This window comes from Streptomyces prasinopilosus (assembly GCF_001419695.1).
GTDB lineage: Bacteria > Actinomycetota > Actinomycetes > Streptomycetales > Streptomycetaceae > Streptomyces > Streptomyces prasinopilosus.
On the sequence record NZ_LIRG01000080.1, the window covers coordinates 1 to 20,496 of the forward strand.

At 73.1% G+C, this 20,496-nt stretch carries 18 protein-coding genes and 1 pseudogene; 15 read left to right on the top strand and 4 right to left on the bottom strand.

Going from position 1 to position 20,496, the window contains the following annotated elements:
• Window positions 1–1,062 (top strand): tRNA 2-thiouridine(34) synthase MnmA (mnmA, locus tag AOK18_RS04855; RefSeq protein WP_055693495.1); only part of this gene is annotated, 1,062 nt, incomplete at its 5' end.
• A gap of 233 nt (window positions 1,063–1,295) precedes the next feature.
• Here mnmA and AOK18_RS04865 read toward each other — a convergent pair.
• The gene (locus AOK18_RS04865) at window positions 1,296–2,075 is read right to left on the bottom strand and encodes an alpha/beta fold hydrolase (RefSeq protein WP_055573663.1); all 780 of its coding nucleotides are present in this window, start codon (window positions 2,073–2,075) and stop codon (window positions 1,296–1,298) included.
• Between the two features lie 83 nt (window positions 2,076–2,158).
• Window positions 2,159–2,497, bottom strand: coding sequence for a DUF427 domain-containing protein (locus AOK18_RS04870; protein WP_055693497.1), 339 nt, complete (start codon window positions 2,495–2,497; stop codon window positions 2,159–2,161).
• Between the two features lie 131 nt (window positions 2,498–2,628).
• Between AOK18_RS04870 and AOK18_RS04875 the strand changes: the two genes are divergently transcribed.
• From AOK18_RS04875 to gatB, 10 genes are all read left to right on the top strand, one after another.
• On the top strand, window positions 2,629–3,429 hold the full coding sequence (locus AOK18_RS04875) for a class I SAM-dependent methyltransferase (RefSeq protein ID WP_055693498.1): 801 nt from the start codon (window positions 2,629–2,631) through the stop codon (window positions 3,427–3,429).
• Complete coding sequence (locus tag AOK18_RS04880) at window positions 3,426–3,965, top strand: LOG family protein (protein ID WP_055573570.1); 540 nt, start codon at window positions 3,426–3,428, stop codon at window positions 3,963–3,965. Before AOK18_RS04875 ends, AOK18_RS04880 begins: the two co-directional genes overlap by 4 nt.
• Window positions 3,966–4,052: 87 nt before the next feature.
• Window positions 4,053–4,751 carry an SDR family oxidoreductase gene (locus AOK18_RS04885; RefSeq protein ID WP_074995644.1) on the top strand — a complete coding sequence of 233 codons (699 nt, stop codon included), beginning with the start codon at window positions 4,053–4,055 and terminating at the stop codon, window positions 4,749–4,751.
• Window positions 4,752–4,825: 74 nt separating this feature from the next.
• Window positions 4,826–5,833 (top strand): methionine synthase, encoded by a 1,008-nt coding sequence (locus AOK18_RS04890; RefSeq protein ID WP_055693499.1) that lies wholly within the window; start codon window positions 4,826–4,828, stop codon window positions 5,831–5,833.
• Window positions 5,834–5,847: 14 nt separating this feature from the next.
• A complete protein-coding gene (gene ligA, locus AOK18_RS04895; protein WP_055693500.1) occupies window positions 5,848–8,043 on the top strand; it encodes an NAD-dependent DNA ligase LigA in 2,196 nt (731 codons plus the stop codon).
• 269 nt (window positions 8,044–8,312) lie between these two features.
• The gene (locus AOK18_RS04900) at window positions 8,313–10,652 is read left to right on the top strand and encodes a putative bifunctional diguanylate cyclase/phosphodiesterase (RefSeq protein WP_055573567.1); all 2,340 of its coding nucleotides are present in this window, start codon (window positions 8,313–8,315) and stop codon (window positions 10,650–10,652) included.
• Window positions 10,653–10,899: 247 nt separating this feature from the next.
• Entirely contained in the window at window positions 10,900–11,196 is a 297-nt protein-coding gene (gene gatC / locus AOK18_RS04905; RefSeq protein ID WP_031117542.1) for an Asp-tRNA(Asn)/Glu-tRNA(Gln) amidotransferase subunit GatC, read from the top strand.
• 5 nt (window positions 11,197–11,201) lie between these two features.
• A complete protein-coding gene (gene gatA, locus AOK18_RS04910) occupies window positions 11,202–12,695 on the top strand; it encodes an Asp-tRNA(Asn)/Glu-tRNA(Gln) amidotransferase subunit GatA (RefSeq protein WP_055573566.1) in 1,494 nt (497 codons plus the stop codon).
• On the top strand, window positions 12,692–12,931 hold the full coding sequence (locus AOK18_RS04915; RefSeq protein ID WP_055573565.1) for a hypothetical protein: 240 nt from the start codon (window positions 12,692–12,694) through the stop codon (window positions 12,929–12,931). Before gatA ends, AOK18_RS04915 begins: the two co-directional genes overlap by 4 nt.
• Before the next feature lie 15 nt (window positions 12,932–12,946).
• Window positions 12,947–14,458 (top strand): Asp-tRNA(Asn)/Glu-tRNA(Gln) amidotransferase subunit GatB, encoded by a 1,512-nt coding sequence (gatB, locus tag AOK18_RS04920; protein ID WP_055573564.1) that lies wholly within the window; start codon window positions 12,947–12,949, stop codon window positions 14,456–14,458.
• 174 nt (window positions 14,459–14,632) lie between these two features.
• On the opposite strand, the gene AOK18_RS04925 is transcribed toward gatB, so the two are convergent.
• Window positions 14,633–15,427: an SAM-dependent methyltransferase gene (locus tag AOK18_RS04925; protein ID WP_055693501.1), complete on the bottom strand. Its 795-nt coding sequence runs from the start codon at window positions 15,425–15,427 to the stop codon at window positions 14,633–14,635.
• Window positions 15,428–15,614: 187 nt separating this feature from the next.
• On the opposite strand from AOK18_RS04925, the gene AOK18_RS04930 reads away from it, so the two are divergent.
• The 4 genes from AOK18_RS04930 (at window position 15,615) to AOK18_RS04945 (ending at window position 19,689) form a co-directional block, all read left to right on the top strand.
• On the top strand, window positions 15,615–16,055 hold the full coding sequence (locus AOK18_RS04930; RefSeq protein ID WP_055693502.1) for a hypothetical protein: 441 nt from the start codon (window positions 15,615–15,617) through the stop codon (window positions 16,053–16,055).
• 223 nt (window positions 16,056–16,278) lie between these two features.
• Window positions 16,279–18,525 carry an MMPL family transporter gene (locus tag AOK18_RS04935; protein ID WP_055693503.1) on the top strand — a complete coding sequence of 749 codons (2,247 nt, stop codon included), beginning with the start codon at window positions 16,279–16,281 and terminating at the stop codon, window positions 18,523–18,525.
• Window positions 18,503–19,072, top strand: a complete 570-nt coding sequence (locus AOK18_RS04940) for a GNAT family N-acetyltransferase (protein ID WP_055573560.1) — start codon at window positions 18,503–18,505, stop codon at window positions 19,070–19,072. The genes AOK18_RS04935 and AOK18_RS04940 overlap by 23 nt, the downstream gene beginning before the upstream one ends.
• A gap of 35 nt (window positions 19,073–19,107) precedes the next feature.
• Window positions 19,108–19,689 carry a hypothetical protein gene (locus tag AOK18_RS04945; RefSeq protein WP_055693504.1) on the top strand — a complete coding sequence of 194 codons (582 nt, stop codon included), beginning with the start codon at window positions 19,108–19,110 and terminating at the stop codon, window positions 19,687–19,689.
• Window positions 19,690–19,919: 230 nt separating this feature from the next.
• Here AOK18_RS04945 and AOK18_RS33950 read toward each other — a convergent pair.
• Window positions 19,920–20,345 (bottom strand): annotated as a pseudogene (locus AOK18_RS33950) (zinc-binding dehydrogenase); the annotation flags it as partial.
• Window positions 20,346–20,496 lie beyond the last annotated feature (151 nt).

A 20,496-nucleotide genomic window follows, 5' to 3' on the forward strand; every position in this document is an offset into this window, starting at 1 on the left:
GCCGCGGCCCGCGCCGCCGAGGCGGGCCACGACGTGACCGGCGTGCACCTCGCGCTCTCCGCGAACCCCCAATCCTTCCGCACGGGCGCGCGGGGCTGCTGCACCATCGAGGACTCGCGCGACGCCCGCCGCGCCGCGGACGTCATCGGCATCCCGTTCTACGTGTGGGACCTCGCCGACCGCTTCCGCGAGGACGTCGTGGAGAACTTCGTCGCCGAGTACGAGGCCGGCCGCACCCCCAACCCGTGCCTGCGCTGCAACGAGAAGATCAAGTTCGCCGCGCTGCTGGACAAGGCCCTGGCCCTCGGCTTCGACGCCGTGGCCACCGGCCACTACGCGCGCGTGGTCACCCTGCCCGACGGCACGCGCGAACTGCACCGCGCCTCCGACATGGCCAAGGACCAGTCGTACGTCCTCGGTGTGCTGGACGACCGGCAGCTCGCCCACGCGATGTTCCCGCTCGGCGACACGGTCACCACCAAGGACGAGATCCGCGCGGAGGCCGAGCGCAGGGGACTGGCGGTGGCCAGGAAGCCCGACTCGCACGACATCTGCTTCATCGCCGACGGCGACACCCAGGGCTTCCTCGCGAACCGGCTGGGCCGGGCCGAGGGCGACATCGTCGACGAGTCCGGCGCCAAGGTCGGCACGCACGAGGGCGCCCACGGGTTCACCATCGGCCAGCGCAAGGGCCTGCGGATCGGCACCCCCGCCCCCGACGGCAAGCCCCGCTACGTCCTCGACATCTCCCCGGTGACCAACACGGTCACCGTCGGCCCCGCCGGCTCCCTCGACGTCGGCGCGCTCACCGCGATCGAGCCCCGCTGGTGCGGCACCGCCCCGACCGGCCCCGGCACCTACACCGCCCAGCTCCGCGCCCACGGTGACGAGACCGAGGTCACCGCCGAACTCGTCGACGGTGTCCTGGAGGTGTCGTTCAAGGAGCCGGTCCGCGGGGTGGCCCCCGGCCAGGCCGTCGTCCTCTACGACGGCACCCGCGTGGTCGGCTCGGCGACGATCGCGTCGACGTCCCGCACGACGAAGACGCCCACGGCGGTCTGACCCCGGGGCGTCCGGCGGGGCCGGCTCGGTGCCCCCGCCGGCGGCGCGGGTGTCGAACCCGTCCACCGCGCCGCGGGTCCCCGGACGAAACTCGCGATGCGGTGGACGGCACCGGGCTCCGGCCGTCCGGTACGCCCGTGCCGGCCGCCCGACGGCAGGACGGCCGTCCGGTCCTCCGTCACGCGCCGCGGGAGGACCGGGATCACGTCGTACGGCCGGCCCCGTCCGCGTCCTCACCTCGTGAAGAACTCCGCCAGCACCGGCGCCAGCACGTCCGGTTCGACCATGTGGGTCTGGCCGGGCAGGGTGCGGCAGGTGCCCCGGGGAACGGCGTCCGCGATCGCCCGGGCGGCCTCGCGCATCCAGGCCGGGCTCGCGTCGCCCGCGATGGACAGCACCGGCGCGGGGACCGACGCCAGCAGCTTCACCGGGACGCCGCCGCCGCCCATGACCGCGTCGTCGTACGCGAGGCTCGGCGCGATCGACTCCATGCCGGCCCACAGGGGGGACTGGCGGGCACCCTCGATCACGGCCTCGCTCAGCCCGGTGAGACGCAGGAACAGCTCCACCGCGTCCCCGCGGCGCCCCTCGGCCAGCGCCTCCGTCAGACGCTCGGTGTACCGGGCGCGCTCCCTCAGATCCTCCTCGGACAGGGCGTACGGCGTCTCATACACGGCGACATGACGCACCGGCAGCCCGCTCGCCGCCGCGCGCAGCGCCAGCGCGCCGCCCGAGGAGACGCCGTACAGGGACGCCTGGCCGCCCGCCGCCTCGATCAGCGCCGCCAGGTCCTCGACCTCGCGCTCCACCGCGTACGGCGGCCGGTCCCCGCTCGCCCCGCGGCCCCGGCGGTCGTACACGACGACCCGGAACCGCTCCGAGAGGGGGGCGGCCAGGGGGGCCACCGTGGCGCCCGTCGACATCGCGCCGCTGACGAGGACGACCACGGAACCCCGTCCGGCGCTCTCGTGGGCGATGGGGGTGCCGTCACGCGAAACGATGTTCTTGTCCATATCCCCGCAGACTGCCGCACCGGGCCGCGATCGTCGGTGAGGCGGGCCGCGCGTCCGACGATCGCAACCCTTCTATCCGATCATCAGACTTCCGCGGCTCCCTGGACGTCCACCTCGTAGAAGCACAGGTGGTCCTTGATGCCGACGACGTCCGGCTTCGGGTCCGGGTACGCCCACACGAGATCGGGGGCGTCCGGGCGCGACCAGTAGGACGCGGTGCCCTTGAAGGGGCAGTGGGTACGGGTGCCGGACGGGGTCAGCAGGTCGAGCCGTACGTCCTCCGGCGGGATGTAGTACCGCGCGGGCAGGCCCGTCTCGCGCAACACCAGCGCCCGGCCGCTCTCGGCCAGGACCTCCCCGCCGTGCACCACGCGCACGTGCCGGTCGCTCCGCTCGACGGTGATGCGGTGTCCTCTGGTCACGGTCCACGCTCCTCGAGTAGCAGGGTCGACGGATACAGCGCACGCTGAAGCCGAGTTCTTCCCCCGCCGGGCATCGAGCCGTCCACCCGCCCACTCCTCCACCCGTCCGGCACGCTCGCGCAGGAGGCACCGTGGCAGCCGAGAAAACCGCCAGGAACCGGAGCAGCCCCGCCCACCAGGCCCGCTACGCCCTGCGGCATCCGCGCCGCGTCCCCCGCCACGCCCGGAGACTGCTGCGTGACGCCTGGCTGCGGCTGCGGCACCGCGACCACATTTCCTACTACCGGGCCGTGATGGCCTCCGACGCGGCCCGCAGTGTCGAGGCGGCCGTGGGACACAACCCCTCGCGTGAACAATGGGCCCGCATCGGCCGGATGCAGTTCGACTACCTGGTCGGGCACGGCCTGAAACCCCAGCACCGGATGCTGGAGATCGGCTGCGGCAACCTGCGCGCCGGGCGTCTTCTCATCGGCCACCTCGAAACCGGTCACTACTACGGCATCGACATCTCGCCGCGCATCCTGCTGGCCGCCCAGGACACCGTGGTGCGCGAGGGGCTCCAGGCGAAGATGCCCTATCTGGCACTCGCCGACGATCTGACCTTCGCCTTCCTGCCCGACGGGCATTTCGACGTCGTGCACGCGCACAGCGTCTTCTCCCATTCGCCCCGCCAGGTCATCGAGGAGTGCTTCGCACACGTCGGCCGGCTGCTCGCCCCCGGCGGCTTCTTCGACTTCACGTTCGACCGTACGGAGGGCGAGGAGCACCAGGTGCTGCACGAGGACTTCTACTACCGGACGGAGACGCTCGCCGCGCTGGCCGCCGAGCACGGACTGGCGGCGCGGTTCATGGACGACTGGGAGCGACTGCCGCACGGGCAGTCCCGGATGCGGCTGACCGTGCGCGGGCAGGCCCGTACCCTGGGGCGGTGAACATCTGTGTCTTCCTCTCCGCCGCCGATCTGGACGAGCGCTACACGCGCCCCGCGCGGGAGTTCGCCGAACTGCTCGGCAAGGGCGGCCACACCCTGGTGTGGGGCGGCTCCGACGTCGGCCTGATGAAGGTCGTCGCCGACGGGGTGCAGGAGGCGGGCGGCCGGCTCCTCGGCGTCTCCGTGGAGTTCCTCGCGGCGAAGGCCCGCGCGGGCGCCGACGAGATGATCGTCGCCCGGGACCTGGCCGAGCGCAAGCGGCTGCTCCTCGAGAAGGCCGACGCCGTGGTGATCATGGTGGGCGGCACCGGCACGCTCGACGAGGCCACCGAGATCCTCGAGCTGAAGAAGCACGGACACACGGACAAGCCGGTGGTCCTGCTGAACAGCGCGGGCTTCTACGACGGCCTCAAGACCCAGTTCCGGCGGATGGAGGACGAGGGCTTCCTGCCCCGCGCCCTCACCGACCTGGTGTTCTTCGCCGAGGAGCCCGTCGGGGCCCTGGCGTACCTGGAGGAGAGCCGGGGCATCGCGTGACCCGGACCGGGCCCTCCGCGGGAGAACCCGGCCCGGGCCCTCCGCGGGACGACCCGGACCACGGTCCGGCCGCGCGGTGATGCGAGCATGGCGGACATGCCTACACATGTGATCACCGGAGCCGGCTCCGGCATCGGCGCGGCCGTCGCCCGCCGGCTGCACGCGCGCGGGGACGCACTCGTCCTGCACGCACGCTCGGCGGGGCGCGCGAAGGAACTGGCGGCCGAGTTCCCCGGCGCGCGGACCCTCGTCGGCGACCTGGCCGACCCCGACCGGCTCAGCTGGGCCTTCTCCCACCAGACCCTCCCGGACCGGGTGGACTCCCTGCTGCACATCGCCGGAGTCGTCGACCTCGGCGAGATCGGCGAGCTGACCCCGAAGACCTGGCGCCACCAGCTCGACGTCAACCTCGTCGCCCCCGCCGAACTCACCCGGCACTTCCTGCCCCAGCTGCGCGCGAGCCGCGGCCACGTGGTCTTCGTCAACTCCGGCGCCGGCCTGAACGCCCACGCCCGGTGGGGTGCCTACGCGGCCTCCAAGCACGGCCTCAAGGCACTCGCCGACTCCCTGCGCGAGGAGGAGCACGGCAACGGCGTCCGCGTCACCTCGGTCTACCCCGGCCGCACCGCCAGCCCCATGCAGGCCAAGGTGCACCAGCAGGAGGGCAAGGACTACGACCCCGGCCGGTGGATCGACCCCGAGTCGGTCGCCACCGCGCTCCTCACGGCCCTCGACCTGCCCCGGGACGCGGAGGTCAACGACCTGACGGTGCGGCCGGGGCGCTGAGCCCCCCGGGCGGGCGCACGCCCGCCGGCCCGGCCGGGGCGCCGGCCTCCCCGTACGTTCCGTACGCTTCTCCGGTGAGCGAAAACAGTCAGTCCAGGTTCGGGCCAGCGACCGGGGTCGGGTCGATGCCCGGCGGGGACGCCCGCGAGGCCGTCAAGACCGTCACCGGAAGCTTCGAGGACTTCCCCTTCCTGCCCGAACTGCCCGCCCGGGGACCCGGCGCGGACATGATCGGCCGGACCGCCGGGATGCTCGTCGAGCTGTACGCGCGCGTGGAGCCCAGCGGCTGGCGGATCGGGGACCGGCCCGGACGCGACACCAAGCGGGCCCGCTCCTGGCTCGGCGAGGACCTCGACGCGCTGGAGGAGTACACCCAGGGGTACGAGGGCCCGCTGAAGGTGCAGGCCGTCGGCCCCTGGACGCTCGCCGCCCACCTGGAGCTGCGCAACGGGGAGGCGGCCCTCTCCGACCCCGGGGCCTGCCGGGACCTCGCCGCCTCGCTCGCCGAAGGCCTGCGCCTGCACCTCGCCGAGGTGAGCCGGCGGGTGCCCGGCGCGCGGCTCGTCCTCCAGCTCGACGAACCCTCCCTCACCGACGTCCTGCGCGGCCGGGTGCGCAGCGCCAGCGGCTACCGCACCCACCGCGCGGTGGACCGCCAGCTCGTCGAGTCCGTCCTGAGGGACGTGTTCGGGGCGCACGGCGCGGGCCCGGTCGTGGTCCACTCGTGCGCGCCCGACGTCCCGTTCGCCCTGCTGAGGCGGGCGGGGGCACAGGCGGTCTCCTTCGACCTCTCGCTCCTCACCGAACGTGACGACGAGACGATCGGGGAGGCGGTCGAGAGCGGCACCCGGCTGTTCACCGGTGTCGTGCCGGGGACGGACGGCCCGTTGTCGGACCCTGCCGGTAGCGTCATGGGGGTCAGAACGCTGTGGCGCAGGCTGGGACTGCGGCCCGACCTCCTCGCGGAGGCGGTCACGGTCACCCCGGCGTGCGGGCTCGCGGGGGCCTCCCCGCAGTACGCGCGCGCCGCCTACGCACACTGCGTCCGGGCGGCGAGATCCCTCGCGGACAACCCAGAGTGACGGAAGGACACACGGTGGCGGGTGACCAGCAGGCGGAGACGACGAGCGTGCCGGCGAAGGCGCGGGAGCAGCACGCCCGGCTCGCCGAGCAGATCGAGGAGCACCGCTTCCGGTACTACGTGAACGACGCGCCCGTCGTCAGCGACGCCGAGTTCGACCGGCTCCTGCGCGAACTCGAGGCGATGGAGGAGCAGTACCCCGAACTGCGCACTCCCGACTCGCCGACCCAGAAGGTCGCCGGGGCGTACGAGACGGAGTTCACCTCCGTCCACCACCGCTCCCGCATGCTCTCCCTCGACAACACCTTCAACGACGAGGACCTCGCCGCCTGGACCGAGCGCATCCACCGGGAGCTGGGCGCGCAGCGGTTCCACTTCCTGTGCGAGCTGAAGGTCGACGGCCTCGCCGTCAACCTCACCTACGAGCACGGGCGCCTGGTCCGCGCGGCGACCCGCGGCGACGGCCGCACCGGCGAGGACATCACGCCCAACGTGCGGACCATCGCCGAGATCCCGGACCGCCTGAAGGGCGAGGCGGTCCCCGCCCTGGTGGAGATCCGCGGCGAGGTCTTCTTCCCGATGGAGGAGTTCCAGGGCCTCAACGCCCGCCTGGTGGAGGCCGGCGACAAGCCCTTCGCCAACCCGCGCAACGCGGCGGCCGGTTCGCTGCGGCAGAAGGACCCGCGCGTCACCGCCACCCGCCCCCTGCACATGGTCGTCCACGGCATCGGCGCCCTGGAGGGCTTCGAGAGCCCCGCCCGCCTCTCCGAGGCGTACGACCTGCTGAAGGCCTGGGGCCTGCCCACCTCTGAGCACAACCGCGTGGTCGACGGCCTCGAAGGCGTACGGGAGTTCATCGCGCACTACGGCGAGAACCGGCACTCCGTGGCGCACGAGATCGACGGCGCGGTGGTCAAGCTCGACGAGATCCCGCTCCAGGGCCGCCTCGGCTCCACCTCCCGCGCACCGCGCTGGGCCATCGCGTACAAGTACGCGCCCGAGGAGGTCAACACCAAGCTGCTCAACATCCGCGTGGGCGTGGGCCGTACGGGCAGGGTCACGCCGTACGCGCAGGTCGAGCCGGTCACCGTGGCCGGTTCCGAGGTCGAGTTCGCCACGCTGCACAACCAGGACGTGGTCAAGGCCAAGGGCATCCTCATCGGGGACACGGTGGTGCTGCGCAAGGCCGGGGACGTCATCCCGGAGATCCTCGGCCCGGTCGCCGACCTGCGCGACGGCAGCGAGCGCGCCTTCGTCATGCCGGCCGAGTGCCCGGAGTGCGGCACGCCGCTGCGGCCGATGAAGGAGGGCGACGTCGACCTGCGCTGCCCCAACGCCCGCACCTGCCCTGCCCAGTTGCGGGAGCGCCTGTTCTACCTCGCGGGCCGCAAGGCACTGGACATCGAGCACTTCGGCTATGTCGCCGCCACGGCGCTCACCGGACCGCTGGAGCCCGCCGACCCGCCGCTGAAGGACGAGGGCGACCTCTTCGACCTCACCATCGAGCAACTGCTGCCCATCAGGGCGTACGTCCTCGACCAGGACAGCGGGCTGCCCAAGCGGGACCCGAAGACGGGCGAGGAGAAGATCGCCACCGTCTTCGCCAACCAGGAGGGCGAACCGCGCAAGAACGCGGTCGCGATGCTGGTGAACATCGCGGCGGCCAAGGAGCGCCCGCTCGCCCGGATCCTCACCGGACTGTCGATCCGGCACGTCGGCCCGGTCGCGGCGGAGGCGCTGGCCCGGGAGTTCCGGTCCGTCGAGCGGATCGAACAGGCCACCGAGAAGGAACTGGCCGACACGGAGGGCGTCGGCGGGATCATCGCCGCCTCGGTCAAGCAGTGGTTCGCCGAGGAGTGGCACCGCGAGATCATCCGCAAGTGGCGGGCGGCCGGTGTCCGCATGGAGGACGAGGGGTCCGGCGAGGAGGAGGGCCCGCGTCCGCTGGCGGGTCTGACGGTCGTGGTGACCGGCACCCTGGAGCGTTTCACCCGGGACGGCGCGAAGGAGGCGCTGCAGAGCCGGGGAGCGAAGGTGACCGGTTCCGTCTCGAAGAAGACGTCCTTCGTCGTCGTGGGTGACAACCCGGGATCGAAGCACGACAAGGCGATGCAGCTCAAGGTGCCGGTCCTGAACGAGGAGGGCTTCGCCGTCCTGCTCGACGAGGGACCGGAGGCGGCGGCCGCCGTGGCGCTGCCCGTCGAGGAGTAGCCGGAGCGGCAGGTGAAAGGCCGCTCGATCGGCGCATACCAGAGGGATACGGGTGGCCGGGGCGCATTCGGGCAACCGTCGGCGACCGGTGCCCCAGGAAGCCCTCCGCGGCCTACTGTTGGGAGGTGCGCCCGCCGTGCCCAGCAGCGGTCGGGGCATCCCCGTGTTCGTGACGGCGCCGTGGAAGGGCTTTCTCCCACGGCGTCGCCAGGGGTTGTCAGGCATCGAGCCGCGTGGCGTGGGCGCCGCCGGCTGTGAGAGGGACGGGAATGGAACCCACCGAGAGCGCCGCCCCGGGCTCACGGCTGCGCCGGGGTCTGCGCCGCATGGCGGCCGTACGGCGACGCGGACGTGGGAAAGGACGGCCCGCGGGCCGGCAGGGACACCCCGGGGCGCGCGCCGCGCAGGCGCCGCCCCGGGGCGCGCGCGGCACCGGACGGCAGGCCGCGGGGCAGCCGGCGCCGGGACGGCCGGGAGCCGGGCGGAGTTCCGCAGCGCCCCCGCTCTCCACCGGACTGTCCTCGGACGGCCCGGGCCTGTCCGAAGCGCACGCGGAACGGCACCTCTCCTGGCCCGCGCTGCCCACGGCGGTCGTCGCGGCGGCCGCGTTCGTGCTCGGCGCCGGTGTCCTGGGGGCGTTCACCGGCTCCCACGCGCTCTTCCCGGCCGGCCGCGTCGGCTGGTCCCTGGCCGTGCTGACCGGGATCGTCGTCGGCCACCTGGTGATGCTGGGCCGCTCCCGCTGGTGGGGCGGCACCGGCTCGGGCGCCGCGGTCACCCTCGCCGTGCTGCTGCTGTACGGCTGGGTCCCGGCCGGCATGGTCAGCCTCACCGTGGTCGTGCTGGTCGGCGTGGCCCGGCGGGGCCGCTGGCGGCAGGGCATCCTGCACGGCTCGGTGGACCTGCTCGGCATCGGCGCCGGCGCGCTGGCGCTGGCCCTGTGCGGCTCCGTGCCGTCCGTCGAGGCCCCCTCGAGCCCGGACGACTGGGGGCTGCACACCGCCGTCGAGGTGGTGCTGGTCGCCGTCGCCTACCTCACGGTCACCCGCACCCTCTACTGGTACCTGCACGTCCCGCGGGGCGGACTGCCCACGGTGGCCCGCACCGCGCTGGTCAGACAGGGCCTGGTCGCGGTGGCGCTGCTCGGCATAGCGCCGCTGATCTGCGTGGTCGCCGACGCCCGGCCGATCGTCCTGCCGCTGTTCGCCATCCCGCTGATCGCGCTCGACTCCATGCTGTGGATGGCCAGGGCCCGCGCGGAGGAGCAGCTGCGCGACCCGCTGACCGGGCTGCCCAACCGCCAGTGGCTCCTGGAGCGCATCTGGACCGCGCTGGACGACGCCGAGCGCGCGGGCGCCCGCCCCACCCTCATGCTGATCGACCTCGACCGGTTCCGGTCGGTCAACGACACCCTCGGACACCTGGCGGGCGACCGGCTGCTGCTCCAGATCGCCGACCGACTGAGACTGGCCCTGCCCCGCGGGGCGGAGGCCGCGCGGCTCGGCGGCGACGAGTTCGCCGTCTTACTGCCGGTCTCCGACTCCACCACGTCCGCGACCCGGGTCGCCCGCAGCCTGGTGTCCGCCCTCAGCTCGCCCCTCGACCTCGACGGCCTCACCCTCGTGCTGGAGGCCAGCGCGGGCGTCGCCGTCTTCCCGGACCACGCCCTCGACGCGGAGGGCCTGCTGCGGCGCGCGGACGTGGCGATGTACCAGGCCAAGCGGGACCGCACGGGCGTCGAGGTCTACGAGTCCAAGCGGGACTCCAACACCCCCGACCGGCTGGGACTCCTGGGCGACCTGCGCCGGGCCCTGGACGCCCGCGAGGTCCAGCTCCACTACCAGCCCAAGGTCCGCTTCGACGGACAGGTCGCGGGCCTGGAGGCCCTGGTCCGCTGGGTGCACCCGGAGCGCGGCCGGGTGCCGCCGGACGAGTTCATAGCGATCGCCGAGTCCTCCGGTCTGATGCCGCACCTCACCGAGTACGTGCTGGAGACCGCGCTCGCCCAGGTCGCCGAGTGGCGTGCGCAGGGCCTGTTCGTGCCGGTCGCGGTCAACGTCTCCCCGCGCGACGTCCACATCCCCGGCTTCGCCGGCTCCGTCGCCGCCCGGCTGGCCCGGCACGGCGTCCCGGCGGGAGCCCTCCAGTTGGAGATCACCGAGCACGTCCTCCTGGAGGACCCGCAGCGCGCCGCCGACACCCTGAACGCCCTGACCGGGCACGGCGTGCGGATGTCCCTCGACGACTTCGGCACCGGCTACTCCTCCCTCGTGCACCTGCGGCGGCTGCCCGTCAGCGAGCTGAAGATCGACCGCTCGTTCGTGGCCCGGCTGGCCGTCGACGCCGAGGACGCCGAGATCGTGCGCTGCACCGTCGACCTCGCCCACTCGCTCGGACTGCTCGTCGTCGCCGAGGGCGTCGAGGACGACGAGACCTGGGAACGCCTGCGCGACCTCGGCTGCGACGCCGTCCAGGGCTGGCTGGTCGCGGCCGCGATGCCGCCCGGGGAAACCACGGCCTGGCTCCTCGCCCGCGGCTCCCGCGGCTGGCAGCGCCCGGCGGCCGTCCTCCCGGTCACGGCCGCCGACGACTCCGGCCGCCCGGCCTGAGCCCGCGGGCCGGAACGAGGCCCGAACCGCGGCCCGGACCACGGGCCGGAACGAGGCCCGAACCGCGGCCCGGACCCGTGGGGCGTCCCGCTTTCGGAGGGCGCGGGCAAACCGTTTCACGGGTACGGGGCCGAGCCCCATAGGATTGGGGCCTGTCGTCACCTCCCCGCCCGCCGCGCCACGCCCGGCCCGGGACGCGACGACAAGCCCTAGCCCGAACCGCACACTCACCCCAGAGGAACGCTGCATGCCTGGCATTACGCGCGAGGAGGTCGCCCACCTCGCCCGGCTGGCGCGTCTGGAGCTGAAGCCCGAAGAGCTCGACCACTTCGCAGGCCAGCTCGACGACATCATCGGCGCGGTGGCCCGCGTCAGCGAGGTCGCCGACCAAGACGTACCGCCGACCTCGCACCCGCTGCCGCTGACGAACGTCATGCGCCCGGACGAGGTCCGTCCCTCGCTCACCCCCGAGCAGGCGCTCTCCGGCGCCCCGGCCCAGGAGCAGCAGCGTTTCAAGGTGCCGCAGATCCTGGGGGAGGACTGAATCCCATGACGGACATCATCAGGCTCACCGCCGCCGAGACCGCCGAGAAGATCGCCTCCGGCGAGCTCACGGCCGTCCAGGTCACCGAGGCACACCTCGCCCGGATCGAGGCCGTCGACGAGAAGGTGCACGCCTTCCTGCACGTCGACCGCGAGGGCGCCCTCGCCCAGGCCCGCGCCGTCGACGAGAAGCGCGCCAGGGGCGAGAAGCTCGGCCCGCTGGCCGGCGTCCCCCTCGCCCTCAAGGACATCTTCACCACCGAGGGCATCCCGACCACCGTCGGCTCCAAGCTCCTCGAGGGCTGGATCCCGCCGTACGACGCGACGCTCACCAAGCGGCTCAAGGCCGCCGACGTCGTCATCCTCGGCAAGACCAACATGGACGAGTTCGCCATGGGGTCGTCCACCGAGAACAGCGCCTACGGGCCGACCGGCAACCCCTGGGACCTCACCAAGATCCCCGGCGGCTCCGGCGGCGGGTCGAGCGCCGCGCTCGCCTCCTTCCAGGCCCCCCTGGCCATCGGCACCGACACCGGCGGCTCCATCCGCCAGCCGGCCTCCGTCACCGGCACGGTCGGCGTGAAGCCGACCTACGGCGCGGTCTCCCGCTACGGCATGGTGGCGTTCTCCTCCTCCCTCGACCAGGGCGGCCCCTGCGCCCGCACGGTCCTGGACGCGGCCCTGCTGCACGAGGTCATCGCCGGGCACGACCCGCTCGACTCCACCTCCATCGACGAGCCGGTCCCCCCGGTCGTCGAGGCCGCCCGCAACGGCTCGGTCGCGGGCATGCGCGTCGGCGTCGTCAAGCAGTTCCGCGGCGAGGGCTACCAGGCCGGCGTCATCCAGCGGTTCGACGAGAGCGTCGAGCTGCTCAAGGGACTCGGCGCCGAGATCGTCGAACTGGACTGCCCGTCCTTCGACCTCGCGCTGTCGGCGTACTACCTGATCGCCCCGTCCGAGTGCTCCTCCAACCTCGCCCGCTTCGACGGCCTGCGCTACGGCCTGCGGACCGGCGACGACGGCACGCGCTCCGCCGAGGAGGTCACCTCGCTGACCCGCGAGGCCGGCTTCGGCCCCGAGGTCAAGCGCCGCATCATGCTCGGCACGTACGCGCTCAGCTCCGGCTACTACGACGCGTACTACGGCAGCGCCCAGAAGGTCCGCACGCTGATCAAGCAGGACTTCGACGCGGCGTTCGAGCAGGTCGACGTGATCGTCTCCCCGACGACCCCGACCACCGCCTTCGCGATCGGCGAGCGCGCCGACGACCCGATGGCGATGTACCTCGCCGACCTGTGCACCATCCCGACCAACCTGGCCGGCAACGCCGCCATGTCGCTGCCCTGCGGCCTCGCGCCCGAGGACAACCTGCCGGTCGGACTGCAGATCATCGCCCCGGTCATGAAGGACGACCGCCTCTACAGGGTCGGCGCGGCCGTCGAGGCGGCCTTCGTGGAAAAGTGGGGCCACCCGCTGATCGAGGAGGCACCGTCGCTGTGAGCGCACTGACCAAGGCCAAGGGCTTCAAGAAGTCCCGGTCCGGCACGTACCTGTCCATGGCCGCCACCGCGTTCGGCGCGCTCGGCGTCGCCAAGCGCGTCAAGAAGGCGCGGCACGAGAAGGACACCCTGGTCCTGATCGACGCCACCGTGTCCGCCGTCGCGATCGTCACGAGCCTCGCCATCCTGTACCGCGAGCTGAAGCGGCTGGGCGACGACGACGTCCTGCTGGGCTGAGAGGGAAGTTACACCGTGACCACCACGACCGACCTGGTGTCGTACGAGGACGCACTCGCGTCGTACGACCCCGTCATGGGCCTCGAGGTCCATGTCGAACTCGGCACCAGGACCAAGATGTTCTGCGGCTGCTCGACCACGCTCGGCGCCGACCCGAACACCCAGACCTGCCCCACCTGCCTCGGCATGCCGGGCGCGCTCCCGGTCGTCAACGCGACCGGCGTCGAGTCCGCGATCAAGATCGGCCTCGCGCTGAACTGCGAGATCGCCGAGTGGTGCCGCTTCGCCCGGAAGAACTACTTCTATCCGGACATGCCGAAGAACTTCCAGACCTCCCAGTACGACGAGCCGATCGCCTTCGACGGCTACCTCGACGTGCAGCTGGAGGACGGCGAGACCTTCCGCGTGGAGATCGAGCGCGCCCACATGGAGGAGGACACCGGCAAGTCGACGCACGTCGGCGGCGCCACCGGCCGCATCCACGGCGCGTCCCACTCCCTGCTCGACTACAACCGGGCCGGCATCCCGCTCATCGAGATCGTCACCAAGCCGATCGAGGGAGCCGGCGAGCGGGCCCCCGAGGTCGCCCGTGCCTACGTGCGCGAGCTGCGCGAACTCATCCGGGCGCTCGGCGTGTCCGAGGCCCGCATGGAGATGGGCCAGATGCGCTGCGACGTCAACCTGTCGCTGCGCCCGCACGGCCGGGAGAAGTTCGGCACCCGCTCGGAGACGAAGAACGTCAACTCGCTGCGGTCCGTGGAACGCGCGGCCCGCTTCGAGATCCAGCGGCACGCCGCCGTGCTGAACGACGGCGGGACGATCATCCAGGAGACCCGGCACTTCCACGAGGACACGGGGTCGACGACCTCCGGCCGCGTGAAGGAGGAGGCCGAGGACTACCGGTACTTCCCGGAGCCCGACCTGGTCCCCGTCGCCCCCTCCCGCGCGTGGGTCGAGGAGCTGCGCGCCGGGCTGCCCGAGCTGCCGCTGGTGCGCCGCAACCGGCTCCGCGAGCAGTGGGGGATCTCCGGCACCGACATGCAGGCGATCCTCAACGCCGGTGCGCTGGACCTGATCGTCGCCACGATCGACGCCGGCGCCGACGCGGCCTCCGCCCGCAAGTGGTGGATGGGTGAGCTGGCCCGGGCCGCCAACGAGTCCGCCAGGGCGCTCGACGAGCTGGCGATCACGCCCGAGCAGGTCGCCCGCGTCACCGCGCTGGTGACCTCCGGCGACCTGAACGACAAGCTGGCCCGCCAGGTCATCGAGGGCGTCCTCGCGGGCGAGGGCACACCGGACGAGGTCGTCGACAAGCGCGGCCTGAAGGTCGTCTCCGACGACGGCGCGCTCACCGCCGCCGTGCAGGAGGCCATCGCCGGCAACCCGGGCGTCGCGGACAAGATCCGCGGCGGCAAGGTGGCGGCGGCCGGTGCACTGGTCGGCGCGGTCATGAAGGCCACCCGCGGCCAGGCGGACGCGGCCCGCGTCAAGGAGCTGATCCTCCAGGAGCTGGGCGTCGAGGGCTGAGCCCGCGGTGCCGCCCAGCGGCACGGGAGAGTGAGGAGGGGGACGCACCGGACCCGGTGCGTCCCCCTCCTCAGTACGTCCGGCGCCGTGGCGCGTCCGGCACCGGTACCTCATGACGCCGGGACCGTTGCCCCGCGAGGCCGGCGCCGACCCGGGATCAGGGCCGGTCCGGGGTCAGGGCCGGCGTCCCACCACGCGGGCGAAGCCGAGCGTGCGGCCCTCGTCCACGCGCAGCATCCGCGCGCTCTCACGGCTCGACCGCACGGGGAACTCCTCCGTGCTCTCCTCGGCGACGACGTCGCACCACAGCAGCCAGTCCCGCCAGCCGTCCGGCTGCCAGTCGGCCGCCTCGACCTCCACGGCCCCGCTGCGGGTCCAGTGACGGTGCCACCAGGCGGGGGTGTGGAAGCACCAGAACCCGGGTTCCCAGAAGGGCTTCAGGTGCTCCGGCGGTTCGCTGCCCTCGATCTCCCGGCGCACCGCCGGGACGACGACGCCGATCCGCCCGCCCGGCTTCAGCAGCCGGGTCAGCGACGGCAGGTACAGGTCGTCGGTGCCGAAGTACTGGTACGCGTCGACGGAGACGATCGCGTCGAAGCTCTCGTCCCCGAAGGGCAGGTCGTGCGCCTCGGCGAGGACCGGCAGCACCCGGTCGGCGACGCCCGCCGCGGCGATCCGGCGCGCGTTCTCGTCCGGTCCGATCCACAGGTCGGCCGCGGTGACCTGGAAGCCGTACTCCCTGGCCAGGAAGACGGACGTCATGGCGCGTCCGCAGCCCAGGTCGAGCACGCGGGCGCCGGGACGCAGGCCGTCGAGGCCGAGGGCCGGGGCGAGCCACTCCAGCAGCCACAGCGGGTGCGGGCCCATCGCGTTCTCGACGGACCAGCGGGCGTCGTAGGCGCTGCTGCGCGGATACCGGGGGAGGGTGAGGCGGCTAGTGAGGTCGTCGTGCGGGGTGATGTCCGACATCGGTGAACGGGCTCCTTGGGTCCGTACGGGGGGAAGGGGTCACGTCGGAGATCGGGCGGACCGTCATCAAAGCACCTGCTTCGGCCGGAGCGGCGGCTGCCGCGGAACGTCGGACCGACGGACGCTAGCAGGGGATCACGCACCCCGCATCCCGGTTTCCGGAGGTGGGACGGTACGCTCCCGCGGCATGAGCGGACGAGCTGATTCCGACTCGCCCCCGGACACCCGCACCGAAGAGGCCGAAGAGGTTGAAGAGGCCGGGCACGGCGACGATGCCGGAGCCGCCGGGCGCGGGGAGCAGGACGATCGAGGCGACCGGGACGACCAGGGACAGGACGCCCAGGGTGCCTGGGGCGACCAGGAAGACCAGGAAGACCAGGGAGGCGAGGCCCGCCGGGCCAGGTGGGCCGCGACCGGCACCGGAGCCGCGCTCGCCCTGGCCGGGACGGCCGCGTCGCTGCTCCGCCTCACCGACTCCGTCCCGGCCCTCGTCCCGGTGGCCTACGCCTGCGGCGCCGGCACCTGCGCACTCGCCGCCGTGCTGGGCTCGCGCGGACGGACCCGCAGGGCGCTGTGGCTGTCGGTCGCGGGACTGATGGTGATGGCGCTGGGGGACCAGTTCGACTGACCCCGGTACGGGTGAGCGGCCCCACGCCCGAAGGCGGATCGGGGACGCTCGGCGTGACGTATTCCCGTTCCGCGCCATGTGAGTAAACGCACGAATGTCCCCAACGATCACTATGGGCTGAAAGAGTATGAATTCCTTGCTCATGTGTTCTTTGCGGGCTATTCGGTCACGAGCGACTGTCCCCGGCCAAAGATCCACCGACAGTCACTCTGGAGCATGATCCGTGACAGCACTCGCACGCTGGTGTGTCCGACGCCGTCTGATCACCGTTCTGCTGTGGCTCCTCGCCCTCGGCGGGGTCGCGGCCGGAGCCCTCGCCGCCGGAAGCGCGTACTCGAACGACTACGAGGTGCCCGGCACCGAGTCCGGGCACGCCACCGAGCTGCTGCGCGAAGGGTTCCCGGACCTCTCGGGCGACAGTGACACCGTCGTCTGGCACACCCCGTCCGGCAGCGTCCTGGACTCCGGCGTCGAACAGAGCATGACCCGCGCCCTGGACCGGATCGAGGATCTGCCCGGCGTCGCCGCCGTGACCGGCCCGTACGGGGACGACGGCACCGGCGGGATCAGCGCGGACGGCCGCACCGCCTACGCCACCGTCGTCTTCGACGACCTGGCCAAGGACATCGACGAGGGCGAGGCGGCGGCCGTGCTCGAGACGGCCCGGGCCGCGGAGACCGACGGCCTCCAGGTGGAACTGGGCGGCAGCGCCGCCGCGATGACCGGGGCGCCCGAGGGGCACCTCGCCGAGATCGTCGGAGTGGCCGTCGCCGCCGTCGTCCTCTTCCTCGCCTTCGGCTCGCTCGCCGCCTCGCTGCTGCCCATCGCCACCGCGCTGGTCGGCGTCGGCACCGCGTACGCCTCGATCGTGCTGCTCGGGCACGTCATGACCGTCGCCGACTTCGCGCCGATGCTGGGCATGCTGATCGGACTCGGCGTCGGCATCGACTACGCGCTGTTCATCGTGACCAGGCACCGGCGCGGACTGAAGCGCGGGCTGTCCGTCGCCGACGCCGCCACCGAGGCCGTCGCCACCACCGGACGCGCGGTCGTGTTCGCGGGGGCCACCGTGTGCATCGCCCTGCTGGGCATGCTGATCCTCCGGCTGAACTTCCTCAACGGCGTCGCCGTCGCGGCCTCGCTCACCGTGGTGCTGACCGTCGCCGCCTCCATCACCCTGCTGCCCGCGCTGCTGTCGCTCATCGGCATGCGCGCGCTCAACCGCCGCGAACGGCGCCGGCTGGCCGAGGCCGGACCGCAGCCGGAGCCGCCGACCGGCTTCGCCGCCCGCTGGGCCGCGTTCGTGGAGCGCAGGCCCAAGCTGCTCGGCGCGTTCGCCCTGGCCGTCATGGCGGTCCTGGCACTGCCCACCTCCGCTCTGCACCTCGGCACGTCCGACCAGGGCAACGACCCGAAGACCTCCACCACCCGCCAGGCCTACGACCTCCTCGCTGACGGCTTCGGCCCCGGCGTCAACGGCCCGCTCACCCTCGTGACCGAGGTGGACGGCGCCGCCGACCGGCTCGCCCTGGACCGACTCGGCCCCGCCCTGCGCGAGGCCGAGGGCGTGGCGGGCGTCGGGCCGGTGGTCCACAGCGCCGACGGCGGCACCGCGTACCTCACCGTCGTCCCCGACTCCTCCCCGCAGTCGAAGCGGACCAGCGACCTGGTCGACCGGCTGCGCGAGGACGTCCTGCCGCGCGCCGAGACCGGCACCGCCCTCGACGTGCGGGTCGGCGGCGTGACGGCCGGCTACGACGACTTCGCCGACGTCATCATCGGCAAACTGCCCCTCTTCGTCGGCGTCGTCGTCGGCCTGGGCTGCCTGCTGCTCCTGCTCGCCTTCCGCTCCATAGCCATTCCGCTCAAGGCCGCCGCGATGAACGTGGCCGCCGTCGCCGCCACCTTCGGCGTGGTCGTGGCGATCTTCCAGTGGGGCTGGGGCAGCGAACTGCTGGGCCTCGGCAGCGGGGGCCCCATAGAGCCCTTCCTGCCCGTGATCATGGTGTCGGTCCTCTTCGGGCTCTCCATGGACTACCAGGTCTTCCTGGTCAGCCGGATGTACGAGGAATGGCTGGAGACCGGGGACAACCGGCGCGCGGTACGGGTCGGCCTCGCCGAGACCGGCCGGGTGATCAACTCCGCCGCCGTGATCATGATCTCGGTCTTCCTCGCCTTCGTCCTGACCGGCGACCGGGTGATAGCGATGTTCGGCATCGCGCTCGCCGTCGCCGTCGCCCTCGACGCCTTCGTGCTGCGGACCCTGCTCGTCCCCGCCCTCATGCACCTGCTCGGCGGCGCCAACTGGTGGCTGCCGCGCCGGCTGGACCGGATCCTGCCGCGCATCAGCATCGAGCCGCCCGAGAGCCGGGCCACCCATGAGAGGCTGGCCGCCACCACCGGCGCCGGGCCGGAGGACGTGCCCGCCGAGCAGGAGCGGAAGACGGATGTACGCCATACGACTGGGTGACGACGGGGCCGAACTGCGCCCCCTGGAGCCCTGGCACGCGGAGGAGTTCCTCGCCCACCTGGACCGGGGCCGGGAATTCATCAACCGGTACGTCCCCTTCGGCTCCCGGGCCGTCGACGTGCCCACCGCCCGGGAGGCCCTCCAGCGGTACGCCGACCTCCGCGCCGCCGACACGGCCGCGCTGCACGGCCTGTGGCTGGACGGCACCCTCGTGGGCGGGGTGCTCACACTGAACTTCGACGCCGAGGGCGGCACCTGCGAGGTCGGCTGCTGGCTGGAACCGGCCGCCACCGGGCGCGGACTCGTCACCCGCGCCATGCGGATCCTGATCGACTGGGTGATCGAACAGCGGGGCATCCACCGCGTGGAATGGGTGGCCGCCGCCGGCAACGAGCCCAGCCTCGCCACCGCCCGCCGCCTCGGCATGACCCGCGACGGGGTACGGCGCCAGGCCCACCTCCACCACGGCGTACGGCACGACCTGGAGGTGTGGTCGGTCCTGGCACCCGAGTGGCGGCAGGCACGCGCGGTGCACCACGACGGTTAAGGTCCTTCTCAGAGAGCGTCCGTACGGTGCGCCTCATGGGTACCGAGAACGAGAACGACACCGAGACCGACACCGAGACCGGGAAAGCGGCCGAGGCCGAGAGCGAGGGCATGCACGGGAGAGGGGCCGAGGCCGGGCCGGCCGTCGACGCCGGCAGCGGTGCCACGGAGCCGGACCCGGAGGCGGAGCCGGGCACGGCCCCGGAACCGGAGGCCCGGGGCGCCACCGCCGTCGGGCAGGGCGCCGCGGCGATCGTCTCCGCCGGGCTCGGCGTCGTCTCGCTCACCGGCAGCTGGATCGGCACGGTGGCCGCCGCCCGCGAGACCCTCGTCGGCCAGCTGCGGACGGCCGCGGACTCCACCGTCGCCACCCAGGTCGAGGAGATCTACGGAGACGCCTGGCGGACCAGTGCGCTGTGGGGCGGCCTGTTCGCCCTGACCGCGCTGGTCATCGGCGTCGTGACGCTCGCGCGGCCCGCGTTCGGGGCGCCCGGCGCCGCCCGGGCGCCCTGGATCAAGTCGGTCGCCTGGGCCGGTGTCGCCCTCGGCGTCCTCGGACTGCTGCTCGCCGTCCTCAAGTACACGGACGTCCTGCTGGGCCTGCCCGCGACCGGCTGACCCGCCGCGGGCCCCGGCGGACACCGGGGAGAATCCGCGCCGCCCCCGAGGGGCCCGCCGTTGCGCCGGCCGTCGGGGCCGGCGCGGCGGCGTTTCCGAGGTCCGAGCCGGGCGTCGTGGTCCTTCCCGTCCGGTGGAAGGAAGGACCGGTGCCAGGCGGTGGACGGGACGACGACGACCTTGCCGTGCACCGCGCCCCGGGCGGCTCGTGCGTGCAGGGCCGGCAGCTCGGCCGGCGGCACCCGCTCGGCGACGCCGACGCGCGGTTCGCGGCGGTCGGTCAACGCCACCAGCTGCGCCAATTGGGCGGCGTCGCTCCGGACGAACAGGTCGACGCCCCGCACGTCGCGCTCCTCGTCGCTGGGGGCGGGCATCCACACGGTGGTGTTCACGACGACCCCGCCGGGGCGGACCAGGGTGACCAGCGCGGCCGGCTCGGCCGGGTCGACCGGTGCGAGGTGGAGTGCGACGTCGACCGGTTCGGTCACCCCCGCGGTCACGCCGGTGGTGGTGCGGTCGATGACTTCGTCGGCGCCGGCGGACGCGACCGCTTCGCTGCTGCGCGGGCCGGCCGTGGCGATGACGTGGGCACCGGCGTTCTTGGCCGGCTGCACGGCGTAGCCGCCGACCGCGCCGCCGGCGCCGTTGACCAGCACGCGCTGTCCGGCCGCCGGCCTGCCGTGGTCGAACAGGGCCTGACCGCGTACCAGGCCCTGTTCGACCCCGTCAGGCCGCCGGCCGGACAGCGCGTTCTGGTCATCGGCGCCGGCTGCGCGGTCGGCGGCTACGCCGTGCAGCCGTCCAAGA

Bases quoted from the DNA above. Each gene is read 5' to 3' on its own strand.
- AOK18_RS04865 (WP_055573663.1), bottom strand. From the start codon at position 2,075: ATGGACAAGAACATCGTTTCGCGTGACGGCACCCCCATCGCCCACGAG.
- AOK18_RS04900 (WP_055573567.1), top strand. From the start codon at position 8,313: ATGGAACCCACCGAGAGCGCCGCCCCGGGCTCACGGCTGCGCCGGGGT.
- gatC (WP_031117542.1), top strand. From the start codon at position 10,900: ATGCCTGGCATTACGCGCGAGGAGGTCGCCCACCTCGCCCGGCTGGCG.
- AOK18_RS04945 (WP_055693504.1), top strand. From the start codon at position 19,108: ATGGGTACCGAGAACGAGAACGACACCGAGACCGACACCGAGACCGGG.
- AOK18_RS04930 (WP_055693502.1), top strand. From the start codon at position 15,615: ATGAGCGGACGAGCTGATTCCGACTCGCCCCCGGACACCCGCACCGAA.
- AOK18_RS04925 (WP_055693501.1), bottom strand. From the start codon at position 15,427: ATGTCGGACATCACCCCGCACGACGACCTCACTAGCCGCCTCACCCTC.
- AOK18_RS04940 (WP_055573560.1), top strand. From the start codon at position 18,503: ATGTACGCCATACGACTGGGTGACGACGGGGCCGAACTGCGCCCCCTG.
- gatA (WP_055573566.1), top strand. From the start codon at position 11,202: ATGACGGACATCATCAGGCTCACCGCCGCCGAGACCGCCGAGAAGATC.
- AOK18_RS04885 (WP_074995644.1), top strand. From the start codon at position 4,053: ATGGCGGACATGCCTACACATGTGATCACCGGAGCCGGCTCCGGCATC.